The organism is Kineosporiaceae bacterium, assembly GCA_016713225.1.
In the GTDB taxonomy this organism is placed as follows: domain Bacteria; phylum Actinomycetota; class Actinomycetes; order Actinomycetales; family Kineosporiaceae; genus JADJPO01.
Map to the genome: position 1 here is coordinate 77,895 of JADJPO010000002.1, position 19,157 is coordinate 97,051.

16 protein-coding genes are annotated in these 19,157 nt (G+C 70.9%); 12 read left to right on the forward strand and 4 right to left on the reverse strand.

Annotation, left to right across the window (positions count from 1 at the left end):
- Nucleotides 1–680 precede the first annotated feature (680 nt).
- The 3 genes from IPK24_06465 to IPK24_06475 are packed head-to-tail and all read left to right on the forward strand — an operon-like array spanning nucleotide 681 to nucleotide 2,900.
- Nucleotides 681–1,505: a hypothetical protein gene (locus tag IPK24_06465; GenBank protein ID MBK8075206.1), complete on the forward strand. Its 825-nt coding sequence runs from the start codon at nucleotides 681–683 to the stop codon at nucleotides 1,503–1,505.
- 26 nt (nucleotides 1,506–1,531) lie between these two features.
- A complete protein-coding gene (locus tag IPK24_06470; protein ID MBK8075207.1) occupies nucleotides 1,532–2,188 on the forward strand; it encodes a response regulator transcription factor in 657 nt (218 codons plus the stop codon).
- Nucleotide 2,189: 1 nt separating this feature from the next.
- Entirely contained in the window at nucleotides 2,190–2,900 is a 711-nt protein-coding gene (locus IPK24_06475) for a DUF4097 family beta strand repeat protein (GenBank protein ID MBK8075208.1), read from the forward strand.
- Nucleotides 2,901–2,969: 69 nt separating this feature from the next.
- On the opposite strand, the gene IPK24_06480 is transcribed toward IPK24_06475, so the two are convergent.
- Complete coding sequence (locus IPK24_06480; GenBank protein ID MBK8075209.1) at nucleotides 2,970–5,552, reverse strand: polysaccharide deacetylase family protein; 2,583 nt, start codon at nucleotides 5,550–5,552, stop codon at nucleotides 2,970–2,972.
- A gap of 308 nt (nucleotides 5,553–5,860) precedes the next feature.
- Here IPK24_06480 and IPK24_06485 point away from each other — a divergent pair, with 308 nt between their 5' ends.
- Nucleotides 5,861–6,424: a hypothetical protein gene (locus IPK24_06485; protein MBK8075210.1), complete on the forward strand. Its 564-nt coding sequence runs from the start codon at nucleotides 5,861–5,863 to the stop codon at nucleotides 6,422–6,424.
- A 311-nt stretch (nucleotides 6,425–6,735) separates the two neighbouring features.
- On the opposite strand, the gene IPK24_06490 is transcribed toward IPK24_06485, so the two are convergent.
- Nucleotides 6,736–7,311, reverse strand: a complete 576-nt coding sequence (locus IPK24_06490) for a GNAT family N-acetyltransferase (protein MBK8075211.1) — start codon at nucleotides 7,309–7,311, stop codon at nucleotides 6,736–6,738.
- A gap of 164 nt (nucleotides 7,312–7,475) precedes the next feature.
- Here IPK24_06490 and IPK24_06495 point away from each other — a divergent pair, with 164 nt between their 5' ends.
- From IPK24_06495 to IPK24_06525, 7 genes are all read left to right on the forward strand, one after another.
- A complete protein-coding gene (locus IPK24_06495; protein ID MBK8075212.1) occupies nucleotides 7,476–8,252 on the forward strand; it encodes a GntR family transcriptional regulator in 777 nt (258 codons plus the stop codon).
- A complete protein-coding gene (locus tag IPK24_06500) occupies nucleotides 8,245–9,252 on the forward strand; it encodes an ATPase (protein MBK8075213.1) in 1,008 nt (335 codons plus the stop codon). The genes IPK24_06495 and IPK24_06500 overlap by 8 nt, the downstream gene beginning before the upstream one ends.
- On the forward strand, nucleotides 9,249–10,019 hold the full coding sequence (locus IPK24_06505) for an SIS domain-containing protein (GenBank protein ID MBK8075214.1): 771 nt from the start codon (nucleotides 9,249–9,251) through the stop codon (nucleotides 10,017–10,019). Before IPK24_06500 ends, IPK24_06505 begins: the two co-directional genes overlap by 4 nt.
- Nucleotides 10,016–11,446 carry a beta-N-acetylglucosaminidase domain-containing protein gene (locus IPK24_06510; GenBank protein ID MBK8075215.1) on the forward strand — a complete coding sequence of 477 codons (1,431 nt, stop codon included), beginning with the start codon at nucleotides 10,016–10,018 and terminating at the stop codon, nucleotides 11,444–11,446. Before IPK24_06505 ends, IPK24_06510 begins: the two co-directional genes overlap by 4 nt.
- Nucleotides 11,443–12,723, forward strand: a complete 1,281-nt coding sequence (locus IPK24_06515) for an extracellular solute-binding protein (protein MBK8075216.1) — start codon at nucleotides 11,443–11,445, stop codon at nucleotides 12,721–12,723. Before IPK24_06510 ends, IPK24_06515 begins: the two co-directional genes overlap by 4 nt.
- 97 nt (nucleotides 12,724–12,820) lie before the next feature.
- Complete coding sequence (locus tag IPK24_06520) at nucleotides 12,821–13,699, forward strand: sugar ABC transporter permease (protein MBK8075217.1); 879 nt, start codon at nucleotides 12,821–12,823, stop codon at nucleotides 13,697–13,699.
- A complete protein-coding gene (locus IPK24_06525) occupies nucleotides 13,696–14,553 on the forward strand; it encodes a carbohydrate ABC transporter permease (GenBank protein MBK8075218.1) in 858 nt (285 codons plus the stop codon). The genes IPK24_06520 and IPK24_06525 overlap by 4 nt, the downstream gene beginning before the upstream one ends.
- A 644-nt stretch (nucleotides 14,554–15,197) precedes the next feature.
- Here IPK24_06525 and IPK24_06530 read toward each other — a convergent pair.
- Nucleotides 15,198–16,418 (reverse strand): LCP family protein, encoded by a 1,221-nt coding sequence (locus IPK24_06530; protein MBK8075219.1) that lies wholly within the window; start codon nucleotides 16,416–16,418, stop codon nucleotides 15,198–15,200.
- A gap of 58 nt (nucleotides 16,419–16,476) precedes the next feature.
- Here IPK24_06530 and IPK24_06535 point away from each other — a divergent pair, with 58 nt between their 5' ends.
- The gene (locus IPK24_06535) at nucleotides 16,477–17,022 is read left to right on the forward strand and encodes a hypothetical protein (GenBank protein MBK8075220.1); all 546 of its coding nucleotides are present in this window, start codon (nucleotides 16,477–16,479) and stop codon (nucleotides 17,020–17,022) included.
- 10 nt (nucleotides 17,023–17,032) lie between these two features.
- Here the strand turns inward: IPK24_06535 and IPK24_06540 are convergent, their stop codons facing one another.
- Nucleotides 17,033–18,994 carry a S8 family serine peptidase gene (locus tag IPK24_06540; protein ID MBK8075221.1) on the reverse strand — a complete coding sequence of 654 codons (1,962 nt, stop codon included), beginning with the start codon at nucleotides 18,992–18,994 and terminating at the stop codon, nucleotides 17,033–17,035.
- Nucleotides 18,995–19,157: the final 163 nt, after the last annotated feature.

Sequence of the window (19,157 nt, forward strand, 5' to 3'; positions counted from 1 at the left end):
TGCGTGCGCCGGACGATGGCTGCGCCGTCCGGGGCGATGGCAGTGGTGTCTTCATACCGTCCACCGTGCTGCGATCGGGGCGACGAATCACTGGTGCCCACTGCCCGATCGGGGGTGGGGTTATCCCCCCGCCCGCGGCTGCGGCCCGCCGGATGTACGGCGCATCGCCGGGCTTCTAGCCTCGGGGAGTGACCTCGATGCCCACGGCCCCCCCACTCGGGTGGCCCCACGCCGTCGCCCGCACCTGGTTGTGGGGCTGGGGCGCGGCGGTTCAGCTGATCACCGACCTGTTACTCGCGGCGATCTACCTCACCATCAGCTCGCTGCTGATCACCGCCGTGGTGTTGGTCCCGGTGTTCGCCATCGGGGTGCCACTGCTGATCCCGACGCTCTGGCTGGGCCGGGTGCTGGCCCACTTCGAACGGCTGCGGCTGTTCGCCCTGGTCGGCACCCGGGTACCGGCCCCGGCGCCCAGCGCGATGACCGCGATGAACGCGCCCTGGTGGCGTCGCTGGATGCTCGACCCGAGCGATTGGCGGGCCCAGGGCCATCTGGCGCTGATCGCGCTGTGGGGCGTGGTGGGGGGCTCGGTGATCCTGGCGCTGCTGGGCACGGGAGTGGCGCTGTTCGCCGTGCCGGGGTACGCCACCTGGCTGCCGGACGACGGGCTCGCCGTCCCGGTGATCGGCAGTGTCGCGGCGAGCCCGCTGGTCTGGCTGCTCGGCGCGGCCCTGCTGCTGGTCTCGCCCCTGGTGGCGAGGGTGTTCGTCGGGGTCGACGTGGCCCTGGCCGACTGGTTGATCGGCCAGGGCGGGCGGCAGCAGGTCGCGGCGCTGACCGAACGGGTGCACACCCTGACCGAGACCCGGGCCGGTGCGGTCGAGGTGGCCGAGACGGAGCGCCGACGCATCGAGCGCGATCTGCACGACGGCCCCCAGCAGCGCCTGGTCGCCATCGCCATGGACCTGGGCATGGCCCGGGTCAAGCTGGACACCGGCGATGCCGAGGACGCCGCCGCCGTCCGCTCGCTGATCGACCGCGCTCACGCCGCTTCGAAGGAGGCCATCATCGAACTGCGGCAGGTGGTGCGGGGGATCCACCCGCCGGTGCTGACCGACCGGGGCCTGGACGCCGCGTTGTCGGCGCTGGCCGCGCGCTCGCCGGTGCCGGTGCAGGTCGATGTGACCCTGCCCCGTCGCCCGGACGCCACGGTCGAGGCCATCGCCTACTTCTGTGTCTCCGAGGCCCTGACCAACATCGCCAAACACGCGCGCGCCCAGACGGCCCGGGTGCAGGCGGGCACCGTCGGGTCGGCCGCGGGTGCCGAGGTACTGCGCATCGTGGTGAGCGACGACGGAGTGGGTGGCGCCGACCCTGCGCTGGGCACCGGGTTGGGTGGGTTGCGGCAGCGGCTCGCCGCCGTCGACGGCACGCTGGTGGTCGAGTCACCGCCGGGTCGTGGTACGCGTCTGGTGATGGAGTTGCCGATGGGTGGGGTGTCGTGAGCGGCTCGGGTGTTCAGGACGGCGCGTTGCGGATTGTCATCGCCGAGGACTCGGTGCTGCTGCGTGAGGGCCTGGTGCGGCTGCTCTCCGATGCCGGCATGGAGGTCGTGCAGGCCTGCTCCGACGCGGAGCAGTTGCTGCGCGCGGTCGCTGTGCATCAGCCGGACCTGGCGCTGGTCGACGTTCGGATGCCGCCCACGTTCACCGACGAGGGGGTGCGGGCCGCACTGGTGATCCGGCAGGAACACCCGGACACGGCGGTTCTGGTGCTCAGCCAGTATGTCGAGGAGAACTACGCCACGGACCTGGTGGCGGGACGTCCCACCGGGGTCGGCTACATCCTCAAGGACCGGGTGGCCGACGTCGCCGACTTCGTCGAGGCGGTCCGGCGGGTGGCGGGCGGTGGTACAGCGCTCGACCCGGAGCTGGTGTTGCAGCTGCTCACCCGGGCGCGTCGGCGAGATCCGTTGCAGCGGTTGACACCTCGCGAGTCGCAAGTGTTGGCGCTGATGGCCGAGGGGCGCTCGAACACAGCCATCGCGGCTGCCCTGGTGGTGAGTGAGGGCGCAGTCGAGAAGCACGTTTCCGGCATCTTCACCAAGCTCGACCTCAGCCCCGCCGAGACCGACCATCGCCGGGTGCTCGCCGTGTTGCGCTGGATGCAGCGAGCGGAGGAGAACTGACATGGCCCCCGTCCGCACGGTACGGATCGTCCTGGGGAGTCTGGCCGGGACCGCGGTGCTCTTCCAGGCGATCACGGTGGCCGGCTACCTGGGTCGGCAGAGCCGCGTCGACACGCAATGGCTCCCCGAGACGGCTGCCGTGGTGGAGGCCACCACGGACGTCGGCGATATCACCGTCCGGGTGGCGGCCCCCGGCGAACGTCCGCGGCTGGAACAACGTCTGCGGTGGGCTTTCTGGTCGCCGTCCCACAGTCTTCGCCAGGTGGACGGGCGGGTCGAGGCTCGGGCGAGTTGCCCACCCATCGGTGCGTTGTGCACTGTCGATGTCGAGCTCGTGGTCGCCCCCGGATCGCCGGTGCGGGTGTCCACCAGCATGGGCGACATTCGGGTCGATCCGACGTCGGCGGACGTCACCGCGGTCACCGACGTGGGGGACGTGATCGTGCACGGCGGCGGCGCGGGCGCCGACCTCTCGGCCGAGACCTCGGTCGGTGATGTCCGGGTGTTCGTCTCGGCCGGGACGCCCTCGGTGCGGGCCATCTCGGCCACCGGCGACGTTCGGGTGGCCGTGGCGTCGGGCGAGAGCTTCGCCGTCCAGGCCGGGACCGATGTCGGGGACACCCGGGTCGAGGTGGCGAGCGATCCGGCATCGGGGCGGCCCTTGCTCGCCCGGACCTCTACCGGCGACGTCCAGGTCGTCATCGACAACTGACCGGCCCGAGGGAGTCCGCGGGGACGACGAAGGCCCCGCCCCCGGGGGCGGGGCCTTCGTCGAGCGAGGTCAGCCCAGCATCTGGGAGACCGTGCGGATCGAGACCCCGGAGGCCTTCACCGCGGCGATGTGATCGGCGAACTGCTGGGTGGTCACCTCGTCACCGCTGTAGCCGCTGTCGTTCACCCCGACCGCGTGGTAGGTCAGGATCAACCAGGTGTTGCTGGCCCGAGCCTCGTCGGCTGCGGCTCGAATCTCGGCGGCACTGGTGTCGTTGTGCACGTAGAGCGTCCGCAGCGCGTACCGGCTGGGGCTGAGGGCATTGACCCCACCGTCCGTCGTCCGGCAGCCCCGGAAGAACTGCGCCGCCACGGATTGCACGGTGGCGTTGTAGTCGCCGTACGGGTAGGCGCAGGCCTTCGGAGTGACCCCCGCCGCAGCGGTGATGGCGCTCTGCGCTTGGCTGAACTCCGCCTGGATCTCGCTGGTGCTCATCGAGCCGAGGTAGGGGTGGTTCTGGCTGTGGTTGCCGATGTCGTGACCGGCGTTCGCCACGCTGCGCAGCTGGGTCGCGTTCATGTGCGGGGCACCCCAGGTGAGGGCGTCGCCGATGATGAAGAAGGTTCCCTTGATGCCGTTGGCGTTCAGTGCCGGGACGGCGTAGTCGAGCTGGCTCAGCTTGCCGTCGTCGAAGGTGAAGCTGACCACGCCCTGGGTGGGCGCGGGCACGCTGGCGGTCGGCGTCGGCGTCGGGGTCACCGAGGCAGACGGGGTGGGGGTCGGCGTCGGGGTCACCGAGGCAGACGGCGTCGGAGTCGGCGTCGGAGTGGGTGGGGTGCCGCCGCCGAGGGCCTCGGCGACGGTCTTGGTCGGGACGCCGGCGGCCTTCACCGCGTTGACGTGGGCGGTCAGGGTGGCGCCGGTGACGTCGTCGCTGGACTCGACGGTGCCGACACCGTGGTAGATCAGCACCAACCAGGTGTTGTTGGCCTTGGCCTGGTCGGCCGCTGCCCGGATCTGCGCCGCCGTGGTGGAGGTCTGCACGTAGTAGGTGCGCAGGTCGTACAGGTTGGCACCGCGAACGTTCTGACCGCCGGTGACGCCGCGGCAGGAGGTGAAGTACGTCGCGGCGATGGTCTGCACGGTGGCGTTGCTGGCGCCGTAGGGGTAGGCGCAGTTCTTCGGGGTGATGCCGGTGGCGGCGGCGATGGCGTTCTGGGACTGGGTGAACTCGGCGCGGATCTGGGTGGAGTTGAGGCTGGTCAGGTAGGGGTGGTTCTGGGTGTGGTTGCCGATCTCGTGGCCGTCGGTGGCCATGGCCTTGACCTGGGTGGCGTTCATGTTGGTGCCGCCCCAGGTGAACGCGTCACCGATGATGAAGAAGGTGCCCTTCACCCCGGCAGCGCTCAGGATCGGCTTGGCGGTGGTGTACTGGCCGATCTTTCCGTCGTCGAACGTGAAGCTCACCATGCCCGAGGTGGCCGGGGTCGGAGTGGGCGTCGGAGTGGGCGTCGCTGACGGCGTCGGTGTCGGGGTGACGGACTTCGACGGGGTGGGTGTCGGCGTCGGGGTCACCGAGGCGGACGGCGTCGGTGTCGGTGTCGGTGTCGGTGTGACGGAGGCGGACGGCGTCGGTGTCGGCGTCGGGGTCGGTGTCGGTGTCGGGGTGACGGACGGCGACGGGGTGGGTGTCGGGGTCGGGGTGACGGACGGCGACGGGGTCGGGGTCGGCGTGGGAGTGACCGTCGGGGTCGGCGTCGGTGTCGGGGTGGGCGTCGGGGTGACGGACTTCGACGGGGTGGGCGTCGGCGTGGGCGTCGGGGTGACGGACTTCGACGGGGTGGGTGTCGGCGTCGGGGTCACCGAGGCGGACGGCGTCGGGGTCGGGGTCGGCGTCGGGACTCCGCCGGCCAGAGCCTGGGCGACGGTCGCGGTGGGGACGCCGGCGGCCTTCACCGCGTTGACGTGGGCGGTGAAGGTGCTGGTGGACACGTCGTCGCTGGACTGGACGGTGCCGACACCGTGGTAGATCAGCACCAGCCAGGTGTTGTTGGCCTTGGCCTGGTCGGCCGCTGCCCGGATCTGCGCCGCCGTGGTGGAGGTCTGCACGTAGTAGGTGCGCAGGTCGTAGGTGTTCGAGCCCAGGGTGTTCTGACCGCCGGTGACGCCACGGCAACTGGTGAAGTAGGTCTTGGCGATGTTCTGCACGGTGGCGTTGCTGGCGCCGTAGGGGTAGGCGCAGTTCTTCGGGGTGATGCCGGTGGCGGCGGCGATGGCGTTCTGGGACTGGGTGAACTCGGCGCGGATCTGACGGGAACTGAGGCTGGTCAGGTAGGGGTGGTTCTGGGTGTGGTTGCCGATCTCGTGGCCGTCGGTGGCCAGGGTCTTGACCTGAGCGGCGTTCATGTTGGTGGCGCCCCAGGTGAAGGCGTCACCGATGATGAAGAAGGTGCCCTTGACCCCGGCCGTGTTCAAAATCGGCCGTGCGTTGGCGTACTGGCTGCTCTTGCCGTCGTCGAAGGTGAAGCTCACCATGCCGGACCCGGCCGCGCGGGCTGGAGCTGTCGCCAGCGCCGGCACCAGCACGCCGAGCAGCGCGATCAGTGCCAGGTACAGAGCCGGCAGCCGTCGTCCCGTCGAGGTGACCCTCATACCGTTCGTCCTCCGTCGCCACGTTCGTCATCGCCAGATGAGCCATGAGTGGAAGCTGAGAACAGCCCCCGCCGGCAAGACCGCCTGATGGATGAGGGAGGGCGCACGAGGCGCCACGCAGCACCGGTCGGACAAACGCTGCGCGCCATCAAGTCCCCGATCTCGATGAGCACGTTTCTAGCAGCGCAGGGCTGGTCTTCGGGGGGAGATGGCAGAGAAACGTGATAACTACGTGAAATTTTCCTCATGCGTTCACGGGGTCGGCCGGTGGGCTGAAGCCCGCGCCGTGACCTGCCGACGGCCTTCGGGTGACGAACACGGTGGGCGGCCCGCCACCCGGCTGGGCCGCGATGGACGCGATGGTGGTCGGCGATGCCCTGGGCGGTATCCCGCGGGAGCACCAACTGCTGGTCCTGGGCCTGATGGTGGGGTCGGCGCTCTGGGCAGTGGTGCGTCCCAGTGGCCCGGCCCACCTGGCCTTCGTGGCCTGCGCGCTGATGTGGTCACGAGCGAATCAGGCGTTCGAGGTGGCGGTGTTGTGGACGATCTCCGCCGGTCATGGCCTCACCGTGGCCGACCTCTGGCCACCCCTGCTCGCCCTGGCGATCGTTGGGCGCCGGCTGGCGCCGTCCGGTGTCGGTCTGCACCGGGTGTCACCACCGCGGCCGGTGTCGGTTCGGGCTGCGGGGCAGGTCGCCGGCGCTGGCTCCCCGAGGCGCCGCCGGTCGAGCGCCGGGGGTGACCCGTCGGACGTCGGCCGCCGTGACCCAGTCGGTGCGCTCGGTGCCGCCGGACGGCGTCCATCGCACCTGGACGGCCTCGCGGGTCCACGCCAGGGCCTCGGCCCGGATGTCGGTCACCTCACCCGTTGACCAGTGCATGGCGACGATCACGGCGATCGGGGAGGACGCCGGAGTCACCGGGCCGTCGGGGATGGCACGAAAAATGCGAGGGGCGCTGCTCATCGGGTTGCCTTCCGGTACACCACCACGGACGCTCGACCCTGCTTCGACGATAACATCGGCAACCCGTTGACCCGAACGCCTGTTCGACTCCGTTCACCCGATCGGCCCACCCGCCGCCATCGTGGTGATCGGACTATCTGCGCACGCTGGCGGACACTGTGCACGGATTACATGATCACGGTGGATTTGTGCGCGGATTGCATGATCACGGCGGGGGATCACGGAGGGGTTTGTCGGCGGAGGCCCAGGCCGAGGTAGATGACGTCGTCGCCCTGCAGGAGCTCGCGATACCCGAGGCGGGCGTAGAAGCCGCGGGCTCGGGCATTGTCCGGGCTCACCCCGAGGTGCACCCCCCGGACGCCGCGCGCCTGCAGCGTGTCCGCCAGGTGGTCCATCAGGCGTCGTCCCCAACCCTGCCCCTGCGCGCGCGGCAGCAGGTCGATGTGCAGGTGGGCCGGATGGTCGGTGAGCAGCTCCGGCGGGCTGCACGGGGGGTGGTGCAGCAGCCCGGTCAGCTCGCCGTCCCGCGGGGTGCCCGAACCGATCGGGTACTGCGCCCGCAGCGCGGGGAGCCACTCGGCCTCACGCCAGCGCTCGAACCGTGTCGTGTCCGCGGTGGCCAGCAGGTAGCCGCAGACCCCCTCGGAGTCGACGACCACCAGGTTCAGGCCGTCGTCGGCGGCCAGGTACGGCCCGACGTAGGTGTGTCCCAGCAGATCGGGGTTGTCGTGCCGACCGGAGGCGTCCTCGCCGGCGTCGCCGGTGAGCAGACACACCCGATAGGCGCCGGGCATGTCGCACGGTTGTGCTGATCTGAACTGCCGCAACTGGTCTACCTCCACGGTGGTCACAAGTCGGTTACATCCCCTGTACCAGGGGCATCAATCACTGCGGTGATCGCCCAACTGGTCTATCAACGCCTTGTCGTCGACGCCCTGGCGGGCTCTAATCCTGCGTGATGACCACCGACTCGCTCCCGACGCCGCGCCAGATCGTGGCCACGTCGCTGCGCCATCTGGTCTCGCGGCTGGAGGCGGGCGGACGGTTGCCCGGCGAACGAGAACTGTGTACCCGCTACGGCGTCGCCCGCATGACGTTGCGCCGAGCGGTCGACGACCTGGTGCGTGAGGGGCTGGTCGAGCGCCGTCCCGGCTCGGGTGCCTACGCCCGGCCCCGCCCGGTGGTGCGCACCCTGGGCCTGACCTCGTTCAGCGAGGATATGCGCCGACGCGGGTTGACGCCGAGCTCGCGGTTGCTGGGACTGGAGCAGTCCGGCGCCACCCCGTCCCTGGCCGCCGGTCTGGGTATCGACGTGGATGCCCCGGTGACCCGGGTGCAGCGGCTGCGGCTGGGCAGCGGCACCCCGTTCGCGGTCGAGACGGTGTGGATACCGAGCCGCTCGGTGCCCGGTCTGAGCCCGCAGGACCTCGACGGTTCGCTCTACGAGGTGCTCGGCCGCCGCTACGGCATCGTCACCACCACCGCCCAGGTGACCGTCGAACCGGTGCTGCCGGACGCCGCGACAGCCGCCCTGCTCGACATCGCCGATCAGCAGCCCTGCCTGAGCATCCGCATGGTCGATCGCGACCCGGCGCACCGCACCGTGATGCTGGCCGACTGCATCTACCGCGGTGACCGCTACACCCTCACCGCTCAGGTGACCCGTGCCGACCGCACTGCTCGCGCCGATCGCGCCGATCGCGTCGGGCAGCACCGGGAGGTGGGTCGTGGGTGAGACCGACGCCCGGAACTCGCCGCTGGTCGGCGTGGACGGCGGCCAGTCACAGACCCGGGTGCAGCGGGCCGGCTCGCCGACGGTGTACGAGCTGCCCGGCATCAGCCGGCTGGAGGGCGACCCCGACGACACCCTGGTCGGGTTGCTGCACCGGGCCTGGACGGCCCACCGGCTGCCGCCGCAGGCGCGCGTCGTCCTCGGGCTCACCACGCTGCCGGCGAGCCCGGCGGCCCGGGATCGGCTGGCGACGCGGATCGCCACCGTGACGCAGGCCCGGCAGGTCTGGCTCACCGACGACCGGCTCACGGCACACCACGCAGCCCTGGGTGAGCGCGTCGGGGTCTCGCTGATCGCCGGCACCGGGGTGGCCTGCACCGCGCTGACCCGCTCCGGACGGGTCCGGTTCTTCGACGGCCACGGGTACCTCTTGGGTGACGAGGGGGCCGGGTTCTGGATCGGACGCGCCGGCCTGGCCGCCGTGCTGCACCATCGCGACGGCTACGGCCCGCCGACCGCCCTGACGGTGGCCGCCCGGGAGCGGTTCGGAGACCTGGCGGTGCTGCCCGAGGCGGTGCACGCGCAGCCGCGGGCGGTGGACGCCATCGCCCGGTTCGCGGTCGAGGTGCTGGCCGCGACCGCCGGTGGCGACGCGGTGGCCACCGCGGTGGTGGACGACGCCGCAGCCCGATTGGTGCGCACCGTTGCCGCGGCGGCGGCCTGGCTCGGCGCGGAGATCCGTTGCGGTGCCGAGGATCCGGGGTCTGCGAACTCAGGGTCGCCGATCCCGGTGGCCCTGGGTGGGCGGCTGCTCCGGCAGGGCGCGCTGCGCGCTCGGCTCGAGGTGGCGCTGCGGCGGCCGGCGCCCGAGGGGGCCGACCCCCTGACGGTGGTCGCGGCGTCCGGCACCCCGCTGGACGGCGCGCTGCGGCTGGGGGCCGAGCTGCGGCCGGAGCACTACGGCCACCTGGTACACGTCTGGAGCGCAGGGGAGCGGGGATGACCGTCGACGACACCGGCAGCACCAGCAGCGGACGGCCCGGGCTGTCCTATCTGGCCGACTGTCTCGACCGGCTGGAACGGTTGCGCGGCACCGAGTGGCCGGCCATTCAGGCGGCTGCTGCCGTGGTGGCCGAGACCTACCCACGCGGGGGTGAGGTGCACCTGTTCGGCACCGGGCACTCGCACCTGCTGGCCGAGGAGCCGTTCTACCGGGCCGGTGGCCTGGCCCGGATCCGCCCGATCCTGTTCGAGGGCCTGATGCTGCACGCCGACGCCCCGCTGAGCACCACGCTGGAGCGGCTGGACGGCCTGGCCGACGTGTTGCTCGCCCATCACCCGATCCGCTCCGGCGACGTGCTCTTCGCGATCTCCAACTCGGGGGGCAACGCGGTCACCTCGCAGCTGGCCCAGGCGGCCCGCCAGCGCGGTGCCACCGTGATCGCCGTGACCAGCCTGCGCCATGCCCGGTCGGACCAGGCGCGGCACACCAGCCACCCCCGGCTGCACGAGATCGCCGACATCGTGCTGGACAACCACGGCACGACCGGTGATGCCGCCATCGAGATCGCCGGCATGGCCTCCCGGGTCGGCCCGACCTCGACGGTGATCGGTGCCGCGCTGATCAACGCCGTGGTGGTCGAGGCCGTCGCGCTGATGGCCGAGCGCGGCACACCGCCCGAGGTCTACCTGAGCAGCAACCTCGCCGGCGGGGACGACGTGAACGAGCGACTGCTCGCCACCGCGCCGAGTGCTCGGGGTGGGCAGTGAGCCACCCGACCTCGACCTCCGGTCCGCTCCCCGCGCCGGGGCCGTTCGCCGTCCGAGGCGTTGTCGAGGGGTTCTACGGCACCCCCTGGACCCATGCCCAGCGCCTGGACATGATCGACTTTCTGGCCCGTCGCGGCCTGAACACGTTCGTCTACAGCCCCAAGGACGATCCGCTGATGCGCCACCGCTGGCGTGAGCCCTACCGGGGTGCCACCCGCGAGCGGTTGGCCGAGCTGATCGCTGCCTGCACCGCACGAGGAATGACCTTCGTGTTCTGCCTGTCCCCCGGATTGACCATGCGCTACAGCAGTGCGACCGATCGAGAGGCCCTGCTCGCCAAGTACGTCGACGTGGCCGCACTCGGCGTCGGTGAGTTCGGGCTGCTGGTCGACGACATTCCCACCACGCTGCAGCACCCCGAGGACGTCGCCGCCTTCGACGACCTGTTGCAGGCGCAGATCGAGCTGGCCAACAACGTCGCGGCCCGGCTGCGCGAGGTCGATCCAGCGGCCGGCCTGATCGTGTGCCCCACCGAGTACTGGGGCACCGGTGAGGAGACCTCGCTGCGCCGGCTCGGCGCCGGACTCGACCCGAGGATCGACCTGTTCTGGACCGGGCGGGCGATCTGCGCGCCGTCCATCTCGCTGGCGGACGCGGCGGCGGTGGCCCGCAGCATGAACCGGCCGCCCACGTACTGGGACAACTACCCGGTCAACGACGTCGCGATGACCCACGAGCTGCACCTCGGCCCGTACCTGGGCCGAGACCGTCATCTGTACCGGTTCGCGCGGGGCGTGGTGGCCAATCCGATGGAACTGGCCGAGTGCTCCAAGATCCCGCTGGCCACGATCGCCGACTACCTGGCCGATCCCGAGGGCTACGACCCCGAGGCGAGTTGGCACCGGGCGATCGAGGACGTCGCCGGCCCCGACCTGGCGGCCGACTTCACGATCTTCGCGGACGCCGTCCGCGGCTCGTGTCTGAACGCCGACGACGCCCCCGAGGTGACCCAGGCGTTGGGGGAGTTCGCGTTCCGACTCGGCCTGGGCGACGACGCCGGTGCGGCAACGGGGTTGGCCGTCACCGCCGACCGGGTCGGCTCGGCCGTCGAGCGGCTGCTCGCCGTGACCGGGCACCCGTTGATCGACGAGGCCCGGCCCTGGCTGCAGACCGCCGCCATCGGAGCCGCCGCGATGGCCGCGCTCGCTGCCGCCGTGGCGGCCGGGGCACACCCCACCCAGATCGCCGCAACCGCCGAGGAATACCTCGACGCCTTGCGCGCCAGCGGGAGACGCGTCTACGGCGACGCGTTGACCATGGCGCTGTCCGATGCCGTCGGATTCGCCCGGGACACCGGGGTCACCGAGGGCGGCAGCGGGCAGGACCTCTCGACGACAACGCCGCAAACTGCAGTGGAGGATCGATGAAGCTCACCTGGAAGCGTGCCCTCGGGGCCGGTGCGGTATTGGCGCTCGCCCTGACCGGGTGTTCCTCGGGCGGTGGCTCGGGGACGTCGTCCGGATCGGCGAAGGCCGAACCCCCGGTGCTCCGCGTGGCCATGGGCTCGCCCGGCGAGGCCCAGATCAAGGTCTGGGACGCGATCGCGCGTCAGTTCGAGACCGAGCACGCCGGCGTCAAGGTCGAGATGAACTACCAGGACGACGACCTGTACCAGACCATCGGCCTGCCGAACCTGCTCAACGGTCGCAACGCCCCGGACATCTACTTCGAGTGGGTGGGTCACCGGCTCGAGACGCGGGTGAAGGACGGCTTCGCCGCCGACCTGAGCGCTCAGGCCACCAAGGCCCCACTGTCGCAGACGTTCACGGCAGACCAGCTCGCACTGGGTCAGGTCGGCGGCAAGCAGTACCTGATCCCGCACACCTCCGACGTGACCAATGTGCTGTGGTTCAACAAGAGGCTGCTCGCCGACGCCGGCGTCACGCCCCCGAAGACCTGGGACGAGTTGCTGGCGGCCTGTGACACGTTGAACGGCAAGGGGATCACCCCGATCGCCTCCGGCAACAAGGACCTGTGGGCGGCCGGGAACTTCCTGGCACACCTGTCCTCGCGGATCGTCGGCGAACAGGCCTACGACGCCGCGCTGTCCGGCAGCGCCGGGTTCGACGCCGCCACCTGGAAGCCCGCCTTCGACGCCGTGGTGCAACTGAAGGACCACAAGTGCGTGAACCCCAGCGCCAACGCCATCACCGACAACGAGGGTGCGCAGCTGTTCTTCCGGGGCAAGGCCGCCATGCACCCGATCGGCTCGTGGTTGGTCAGCTGGGCGATCGACGAGGCGCCCGGGCTCGACTTCGACTACGTCAACCTGCCGACGGTCACCGGTGGCAAGGGCAACCAGGACAGCGTGATCGCGGTGACCACCGGGCACGTGGTGAACGCCAAGAGCGCCAACATCGACCTGGCGGTGGCGTTCCTGGCGATGGTCAACTCCTCGACCTTCGTCGACCAGTTCGTCAAGGCCGAGACCACCCCGATCGTCTCGATCGGCAAGGGCTCGCCGGTGGACGCCCGCAGTACCCGGCTCAGCGAGCTGACCGCCAAGGCCCCGGTCGTGGTCAACCCGCCGGACACGGGTTACGACCTGAAGCGGGCCGAGGCGCTCTATCGTGCAGTGGCCGAGGTCCTCGGCGGCAAGGCGACCCCCGATCAGGCGCTCGCCACGCTCGCCGCCCTGAAGTAGTCGAGGCAGGCCCGAGACGCCTGGCGCCGCCGTCCCCTCCGGCGGCGGCGCCAGGATCCCGGCTGCCCTCCCTCCAGACACGACCCAGGAGGTCGCGGTGAGGCCGACCCGAGGTTGGACCCCGTACCTGTTCGCGGCGCCGGCGCTGAGCGTCTTCGGCTTCGCGGTGCTGCTGCCCTTGACCCTGACTGCCTACTACAGCCTCACCGAGTGGGACGGTTTCGGCCCCCGGGTGTTCGTCGGCCTGCAGAACTACCGCGACATCGCCGCGGATGAGTTGTTCCGGGCCTCGTTCTGGCACGTCACGCTCTACATCCTGGCCACGTTGGTGCTCGAGGTGATGGTCGGGTTGTGCCTGGCCGGTCTGCTGGCCGCTCGGCGCGGTGGCACGGCCTGGTTCCGGGTGGCGCTGTTCACCCCGGTGATGCTGCCCATGGTGGTGGTCGCGGTGCTCTGGTCGTTCGTCTACAACCCGGACGTCGGGCTGGTGAACTCACTGCTCGGCTCACTGGGCCTCGAACAGCTGCAACGGGTCTGGCTGGGTGAGGAGTCGACCGCGCTCTGGGCGGTCTGCGTGGTCTCGGGCTGGGTCTTCGCCGGCTTCTACATGACGATCTTCTACGCCGCGCTCGCCCAGATTCCCCAGGAGGTCGTCGAGGCCGCCCGACTCGACGGGGCGGGCGAGTGGTCGATCTTCTGGAAGATCAAGGTGCCGTTGATCGCCAACGCCACCGGCGTCGCCGTCCTGCTCTGTGTCACCGGCGGCTTCCAGGGCTTCGACCTGTTCTACGTGATGACCAACGGCGGCCCGTACAACGCGACCGAGATCCCGACCACTTACCTGGTGCGGGCGGTGTTCCGCAACGGCGAGGTCGGCTACGGCTCGGCGATGGCCATGGTGCTCACCGTCGTGGTGATCGTGCTGGGAGCGGTCTTCAACCGATTGCGGACCCGGTGGACGGGAGAGCTGCGATGAGTGCGCACGAGGTCACGGTTCGGCACGTCCAGGGCCGGGTGCGGGCGATCGACCTGGTGGCCCGGGTCGGGTTCGTCGTGGTGGCGCTGATCTTCGCCTTCCCGATGCTGTGGTTGGTGATGAACAGCTTCAAGACCAACTCCGAGATCTTCAACAACCCGTTCTCGCTGCCCAGCCGGCTCGATCTCGGGCAGTGGGCCGAGGCCTGGCGGGTCGGCCGGATCGGCCGCTATGTCGTCAACAGCGCCATCGTCACCACGGTCTCGGTGGTGGCGATCCTGACCTGTGCGACGGCCGCGGGGTACGCGTTCAGCCGGTTCCGGTTCCGCGGCCGCTCGGTGCTGATGGGCGCCCTCGGCCTGGGCCTGCTGCTGCCGCTGCAGTCGTACTTCATCGCTCAGTCGACGCTGTTCACGCGGCTGCAGCTCACCGACACCCGGTGGGCGCTGATCATTCCCTACACCGCCATGGGGATCCCGCTGGCGACGTACCTGATCACGGTCTATCTGGACGCCATCCCCGAGGAGATCTTCGAAGCCGCCCGGATCGACGGGGCCGGTGACCTGCGCACTTTCGTGATGCTCGCCGTCCCGCTGGTGCGCCCGGGGCTGGCGACGGTCACGGTGTTCTCGGCGCTGAGCGCCTGGAACGAGTTCCTGCTGGCCCTGCTCTACATCCAGGACGACGCGCTGAAGACGATCCCGACCGGGTTGCTCGCCTTCTCGAGCCGCTACGTGACCGACTACGGGTTGCTGTTCGCCGCGCTGTCGATCGTGACGATCCCGATGATCGTGGTCTACGTGGTCTTCAACCGGCAGATCGTCTCGGGCCTGACCGCCGGCAGCCTGAAATAGCGCAGGCCGAGCTGGGCAGCACGGCGGCGTGCAGGACGTCGGGGTCAGTGCTGCCGTTCGAGGTCGGCGGTGAGCCGTCCGCCGCAGTCCTCCACTTGAGGCGCACTTCCTCGGCCCGACGCGATCGCGCGCCGGGAGCACGCGATTCCGCCCGATGGTCTGCCATTCGCGTATGACGGTGGCCGCGCTCCTGCACCTGCAGCGAGCCGTCGGGAACGCCGCCGTCACCCGGATCCTCCGCGTTGGCGTGTGACACGAGGATGATCGGCGCGGTGCCGCCGACCTGAAGCGGGACACTGGCACCGGCGACAGGAAGCGGCGCGCCCAATTCCGGGAGCTACGCGACGCCAACGCGTCGGGCGCTCTGCCCGCCGCCGACGTGACGAAGATCGACGCCGTCACGCGGGTCGAGATCCGAGGGTGCAGGCGGACGCGCTCATGGCGACGGCGATGGCCGACTCCGGCCGGCCGGACGCTGCCCTCTGGACGGTGGAGGACAGGGTGAGGGGTCGGACCCTCAGCCGGGCCGTCTTCGCGGAGCGCACCCTGCAATCCGTTGCACATTGTCGGACAGTGTGCACGGATTGCATGATCACGGCGGATTTGTGCATGGATTGCATGATCACGGGGGGTGTGAAGCTGGCTCAGCTCGGGCAGATGTCGGCGTCCGCGCTGCGCACCTTCACGCCGTCCAGGACGACGCCCGACGGGCTCGGCGAGGCCGAGGCACCCGACGAGGTGCCCGGGGTGGCGCCACGGGACGGTGAGCGGGTCGGGGACGGCGTGCCGTCCTGGTCTGTGTCTCGGTCTGCGGCGGTCTCGAGTGGGCGGTCCTCCCGCAGCGCCGTCCACACCTGCTCGGCCTGGTCGGTCCAGACCAGCCGGTTGACGTCGTCCGGGGCCGGGCCGGTCGGCACCGTCAGGAACCGGATCTTCTTCAGGCCGACGTGCTGGATGGCCTGGGCGAAGCCGGCCAGCCGGGTCAGGCTGGACAACTCCGGGTTCATGGTCAGGGCGCCGGTCACGGCTCTCAGCACGGCGTAGGTCTTGGCGGGATTGCTCAGGGTGCCCGTGCTGGTGGCCTTCTGGAGCACCGAGGCGATGAACGCCTGCTGGCGATCGATGCGGCCCAGGTCGCTGCCGTCCCCGATCTTGTAGCGCTCGCGGACGTACTTCAGAGCCGTCTCACCGTCGACCTCGCTGCGCCCGGCCGGTAGGTGGATGTTGTGCTGGTCGTCGTTGACGGGTTGGGCCAGGCAGATCGGCACGGTACCGAGCGCGTCGACCACGTTCTTGAAGCCGTTGAACTCGACCACGACCCAGTGGTCGATCCGGATCCCGGTGAGCGATTCGACGGTGCGCAGGGTGCAGGCGGGGCCACCGGTCTCGAATGCGTTGTTGAACATGCGCCGCGAGCCCGGGGTGGTCTGGCGCGTGACCGGGTCGGTGCAGGACGGGACGTCGACCAGGGAGTCCCGGGGGATGCTCACGGCCACGGCGCGGCTGCGGTCGGCCGCCAGGTGCACGAGCAGCGTGGTGTCCGACTTCGGGGCGTCGATCGCACCCCCCACGAAGCCGTTGTCGCCGGCCCGCGAGTCCGAGCCCATGACGAGGAAGTTCACCGCTCGCCCGCCGTCCGGGTCGATGGGGGCGGCCGAGGGGCGGTCGGTGCCGAGAGCCGGGGTGAGGTCGACGGTGGTGATGTTGCGTTTCAGGACGGTGGCCGCCACGACGGTGCCACCCCCGATGAGCAACACCAGGACGCCCACGCCCGCCAGGATGCGTCGTGCCCACCGAGGCCGGGACGGGGCGGCGTGCGACCCCCGTCGGGCGGGCACGTCGTGGCTCGCCCGGCGTCGGTCCATGCACCCGATCGTGCCACGCGGGACTCATCGACGTGAGGAGCGGGATAACCTCGCGAACATGACTATTCCTACGACCGTGGAATCTCCGTTCCAGATCATGGAGATACAGACCGGTCCCTGGGCACCGATCACCGAGAACCCGGTGCTCGAGCTGAAGGGGAACGAGGTCGTCGTCAGCTGTCCCCAGATCACCGCGCGACTGAGCTACACGCCACTGCCGGGCTTCGAGCAGGAGCTGCCGCACGGTCGCTGGGACAGTGTCGAACGCACCTTGGACGGCGTCCCGGGCCACAAGGACGCGGGCCCCGGTTTGCGGCGGTTCGCCTTCCTGGGCGCGCCGGTGCACGGAGCGCTGCACCAGATCGTCGACACCACGCAGTTGGTGGCGGACTACTGCGTGATCCACCACCACGACGATGCGGCCGAGCTCAACGTCCTGTTGCCGGGGGATCCTGACCGGCCACTCGAGTTCGACCTCTACAACGAGGGGTCCCTCGTCGGCCATGCTCCGCTGTCGCTGTGGATCCCGGTCAACGCCGGGCACTGCGCCATGGCCACGGCGGGTACCGGCTTCTTCTTCGTGTTGCGCATGCCGCTGGTCTGAGGCGCTCGCCTCACCTCACGGTGACCGCGCTGGTGGTCGCGGCCAGCGTGCGATCGGTCGCGGGGATGCTGGCCCGGTAGACCCCGCCGCTGACCAGCCCGGTCACGGTGAGCACGCCGCTGGTGGGTATCACCTTGGTGGTGACCCCGACCCAGGTCGACCCACTGCGGCGCTGGATCCCGATCCGCTCGTTCGGGGCCACCGGCCTGAGGGTCAGGACGAACGACTTCGTGCCGGCCCGTACCGTGGCGGACGGCAGGGCCTGGATCGTCCGGGGCGCCGACATCGCGGGCCCGATCCGCGTCGTCCCGGCGTACTGCACCCACAGGCTCAGGTGGCCGGTGAGCACCACGCTGCGCGTCACCAGGCCCGAGGCGGTGCTGGTGGCCGCGACACACGTCGCCTTGGTGGCCGGGGCCATGGCCTGACAGATCGAGACGCGCGCGGACGCCAGCGGGGCACCGCCCGCGGCGATGCGGAACGTCGCGGTCACCGTGCTGGCGTAGCCGGCCCGGGCCGGGGCGCTGGTCACCGCGATGACCGCCGGGGTCGGCGTCGTGGGGGTCGCCGGCGGTACGGCGGCGCCCCGGGCGATCGCCTTGGCCTGGGTCACGGCGACCAGCGGCCGGACCAGGCCACTGCCGCTGAGGTTGTCGCGGCCGGTGGTCTCGACGTCCTGGGCGGTCGAGGTCAGCAGGGAGGCCACCTGGATGTTGCTCAACCCGGGCGCCGCCGCGCGCACCAGAGCGGCGGTGGCCGAGACCAACGGAGCCGAGGCGGAGGTGCCGGCCAGTGCGGAGTAGCCGCGTCGATAGGTGGAGACGATCCCCGTCCCCGGGGCGGCCAGGTCGACGTAGCTGCCCGAACTGGAGAAGGACAGGGTGCGGTTGTCGGTCCCGGTGGCGGCGACACCGATCACCGACGGGAACGCGGCGGGGTACATCACCGGATTGCCCTTGGCCCGCTCGTTGCCCGCCGAGGCGATCACGACCGCGCCCTTCTGGACGGCGTAGGCGACCGCTGCGGCCTCGGCGGGGGAGTAGTCCGGCGACCCGACCGACAGGTTGATCACGCGGGCGCCGTGGTCGACGGCCCAGACGATGCCGTTGGCCAGGTCGGCGTCGCTGCCGTTGCCCGCGGCGTCCAGCACCCGAACCGGCAGGATGCGGGCGCCTGGCGCGAGGCCGGCGATGCCCAGGGCATTGCCTCGGACGGCGGCGATCACGCCGGCCACGTGGGTGCCGTGACCGTACGGGTCGCTCTGGCCGTTGCCGGCTGTCACCAGATCCGTGCCGGGCAACACCACCCCGGCCAGGTCGGGGTGGCCGGCGTCGACGCCGCTGTCGACCACCGCAACGGTCACTCCGGTGGCGTTCTGTAACGCCCATACCTGGTCGGCCTGCAGTCGGTCGAGCGCCCACTGTTGCCCGCGCAGTGGATCGGGTCCGGTGGCCTCGGCGTGGACCTCCTCGGCCAGGCTGATCGCCAGCACCGTGGGGTCACTCAGAGCACGGGCCACGGCGGCGGTGGCCTGCGCCCGGTTGGGAGCTGTCGAGTCGGTCGCCACCGGGCGGCCGTTCTGCTCGCGGACGGTGACCAGGCGGACCGTGCCGAACACCGGCGCCTGGCGCAGGACCTCGCTGGTCACGGGGCGGGGGCGCTGACGCAAGGGCGGCGACCAGGCGGACACGGTAGGAGTAGCAGCCGGAGTAGCCGGAGTAGCGGCTGGAGCCGGGGCCGGCGCGGTGACGGGTGCACCGCCCGGCGCCGTGGCCGGTGGCGACGGGGGTTCGGCGAGTGCTCCGCCAGCTGCTGGCGCCGTGTCGGGGGCTGGTGCCGAGGTCTCGGCGGGGGCGGTGGCGGCGTCCGAGGGTGCAGTGGCCAGGACCGGCGCCGAGGCGGGCAGGGGATCCACGCTCAGCGGCAGCGACGGCAACCCCAGCGCAGCCGGCAGCACCAGCAGGGGGATCATCGGGGTGCGCCGGAGGGAGCGGAGGGTGTGCGTTCCGCAACGTCGACGCCCAGAGGACCACGGAGAGTGCCAGATCACGCACATACAGTGACACGGCTGGACGGGGCAGGCGAGCTGAACGGCAAGTCTCGCGTGTCTGCGCCTCCACCGGGCGGCCGATGGC

Excerpts from the sequence above, each read along its gene's own strand:
- IPK24_06515 (MBK8075216.1), top strand. The coding sequence starts at position 11,443 with ATGAAGCTCACCTGGAAGCGTGCCCTCGGGGCCGGTGCGGTATTGGCG.
- IPK24_06525 (MBK8075218.1), top strand. The coding sequence starts at position 13,696 with ATGAGTGCGCACGAGGTCACGGTTCGGCACGTCCAGGGCCGGGTGCGG.
- IPK24_06490 (MBK8075211.1), bottom strand. The coding sequence starts at position 7,311 with ATGCCCGGCGCCTATCGGGTGTGTCTGCTCACCGGCGACGCCGGCGAG.
- IPK24_06530 (MBK8075219.1), bottom strand. The coding sequence starts at position 16,418 with ATGGACCGACGCCGGGCGAGCCACGACGTGCCCGCCCGACGGGGGTCG.
- IPK24_06505 (MBK8075214.1), top strand. The coding sequence starts at position 9,249 with ATGACCGTCGACGACACCGGCAGCACCAGCAGCGGACGGCCCGGGCTG.
- IPK24_06540 (MBK8075221.1), bottom strand. The coding sequence starts at position 18,994 with ATGATCCCCCTGCTGGTGCTGCCGGCTGCGCTGGGGTTGCCGTCGCTG.
- IPK24_06535 (MBK8075220.1), top strand. The coding sequence starts at position 16,477 with ATGACTATTCCTACGACCGTGGAATCTCCGTTCCAGATCATGGAGATA.
- IPK24_06480 (MBK8075209.1), bottom strand. The coding sequence starts at position 5,552 with ATGAGGGTCACCTCGACGGGACGACGGCTGCCGGCTCTGTACCTGGCA.
- IPK24_06495 (MBK8075212.1), top strand. The coding sequence starts at position 7,476 with ATGACCACCGACTCGCTCCCGACGCCGCGCCAGATCGTGGCCACGTCG.
- IPK24_06475 (MBK8075208.1), top strand. The coding sequence starts at position 2,190 with ATGGCCCCCGTCCGCACGGTACGGATCGTCCTGGGGAGTCTGGCCGGG.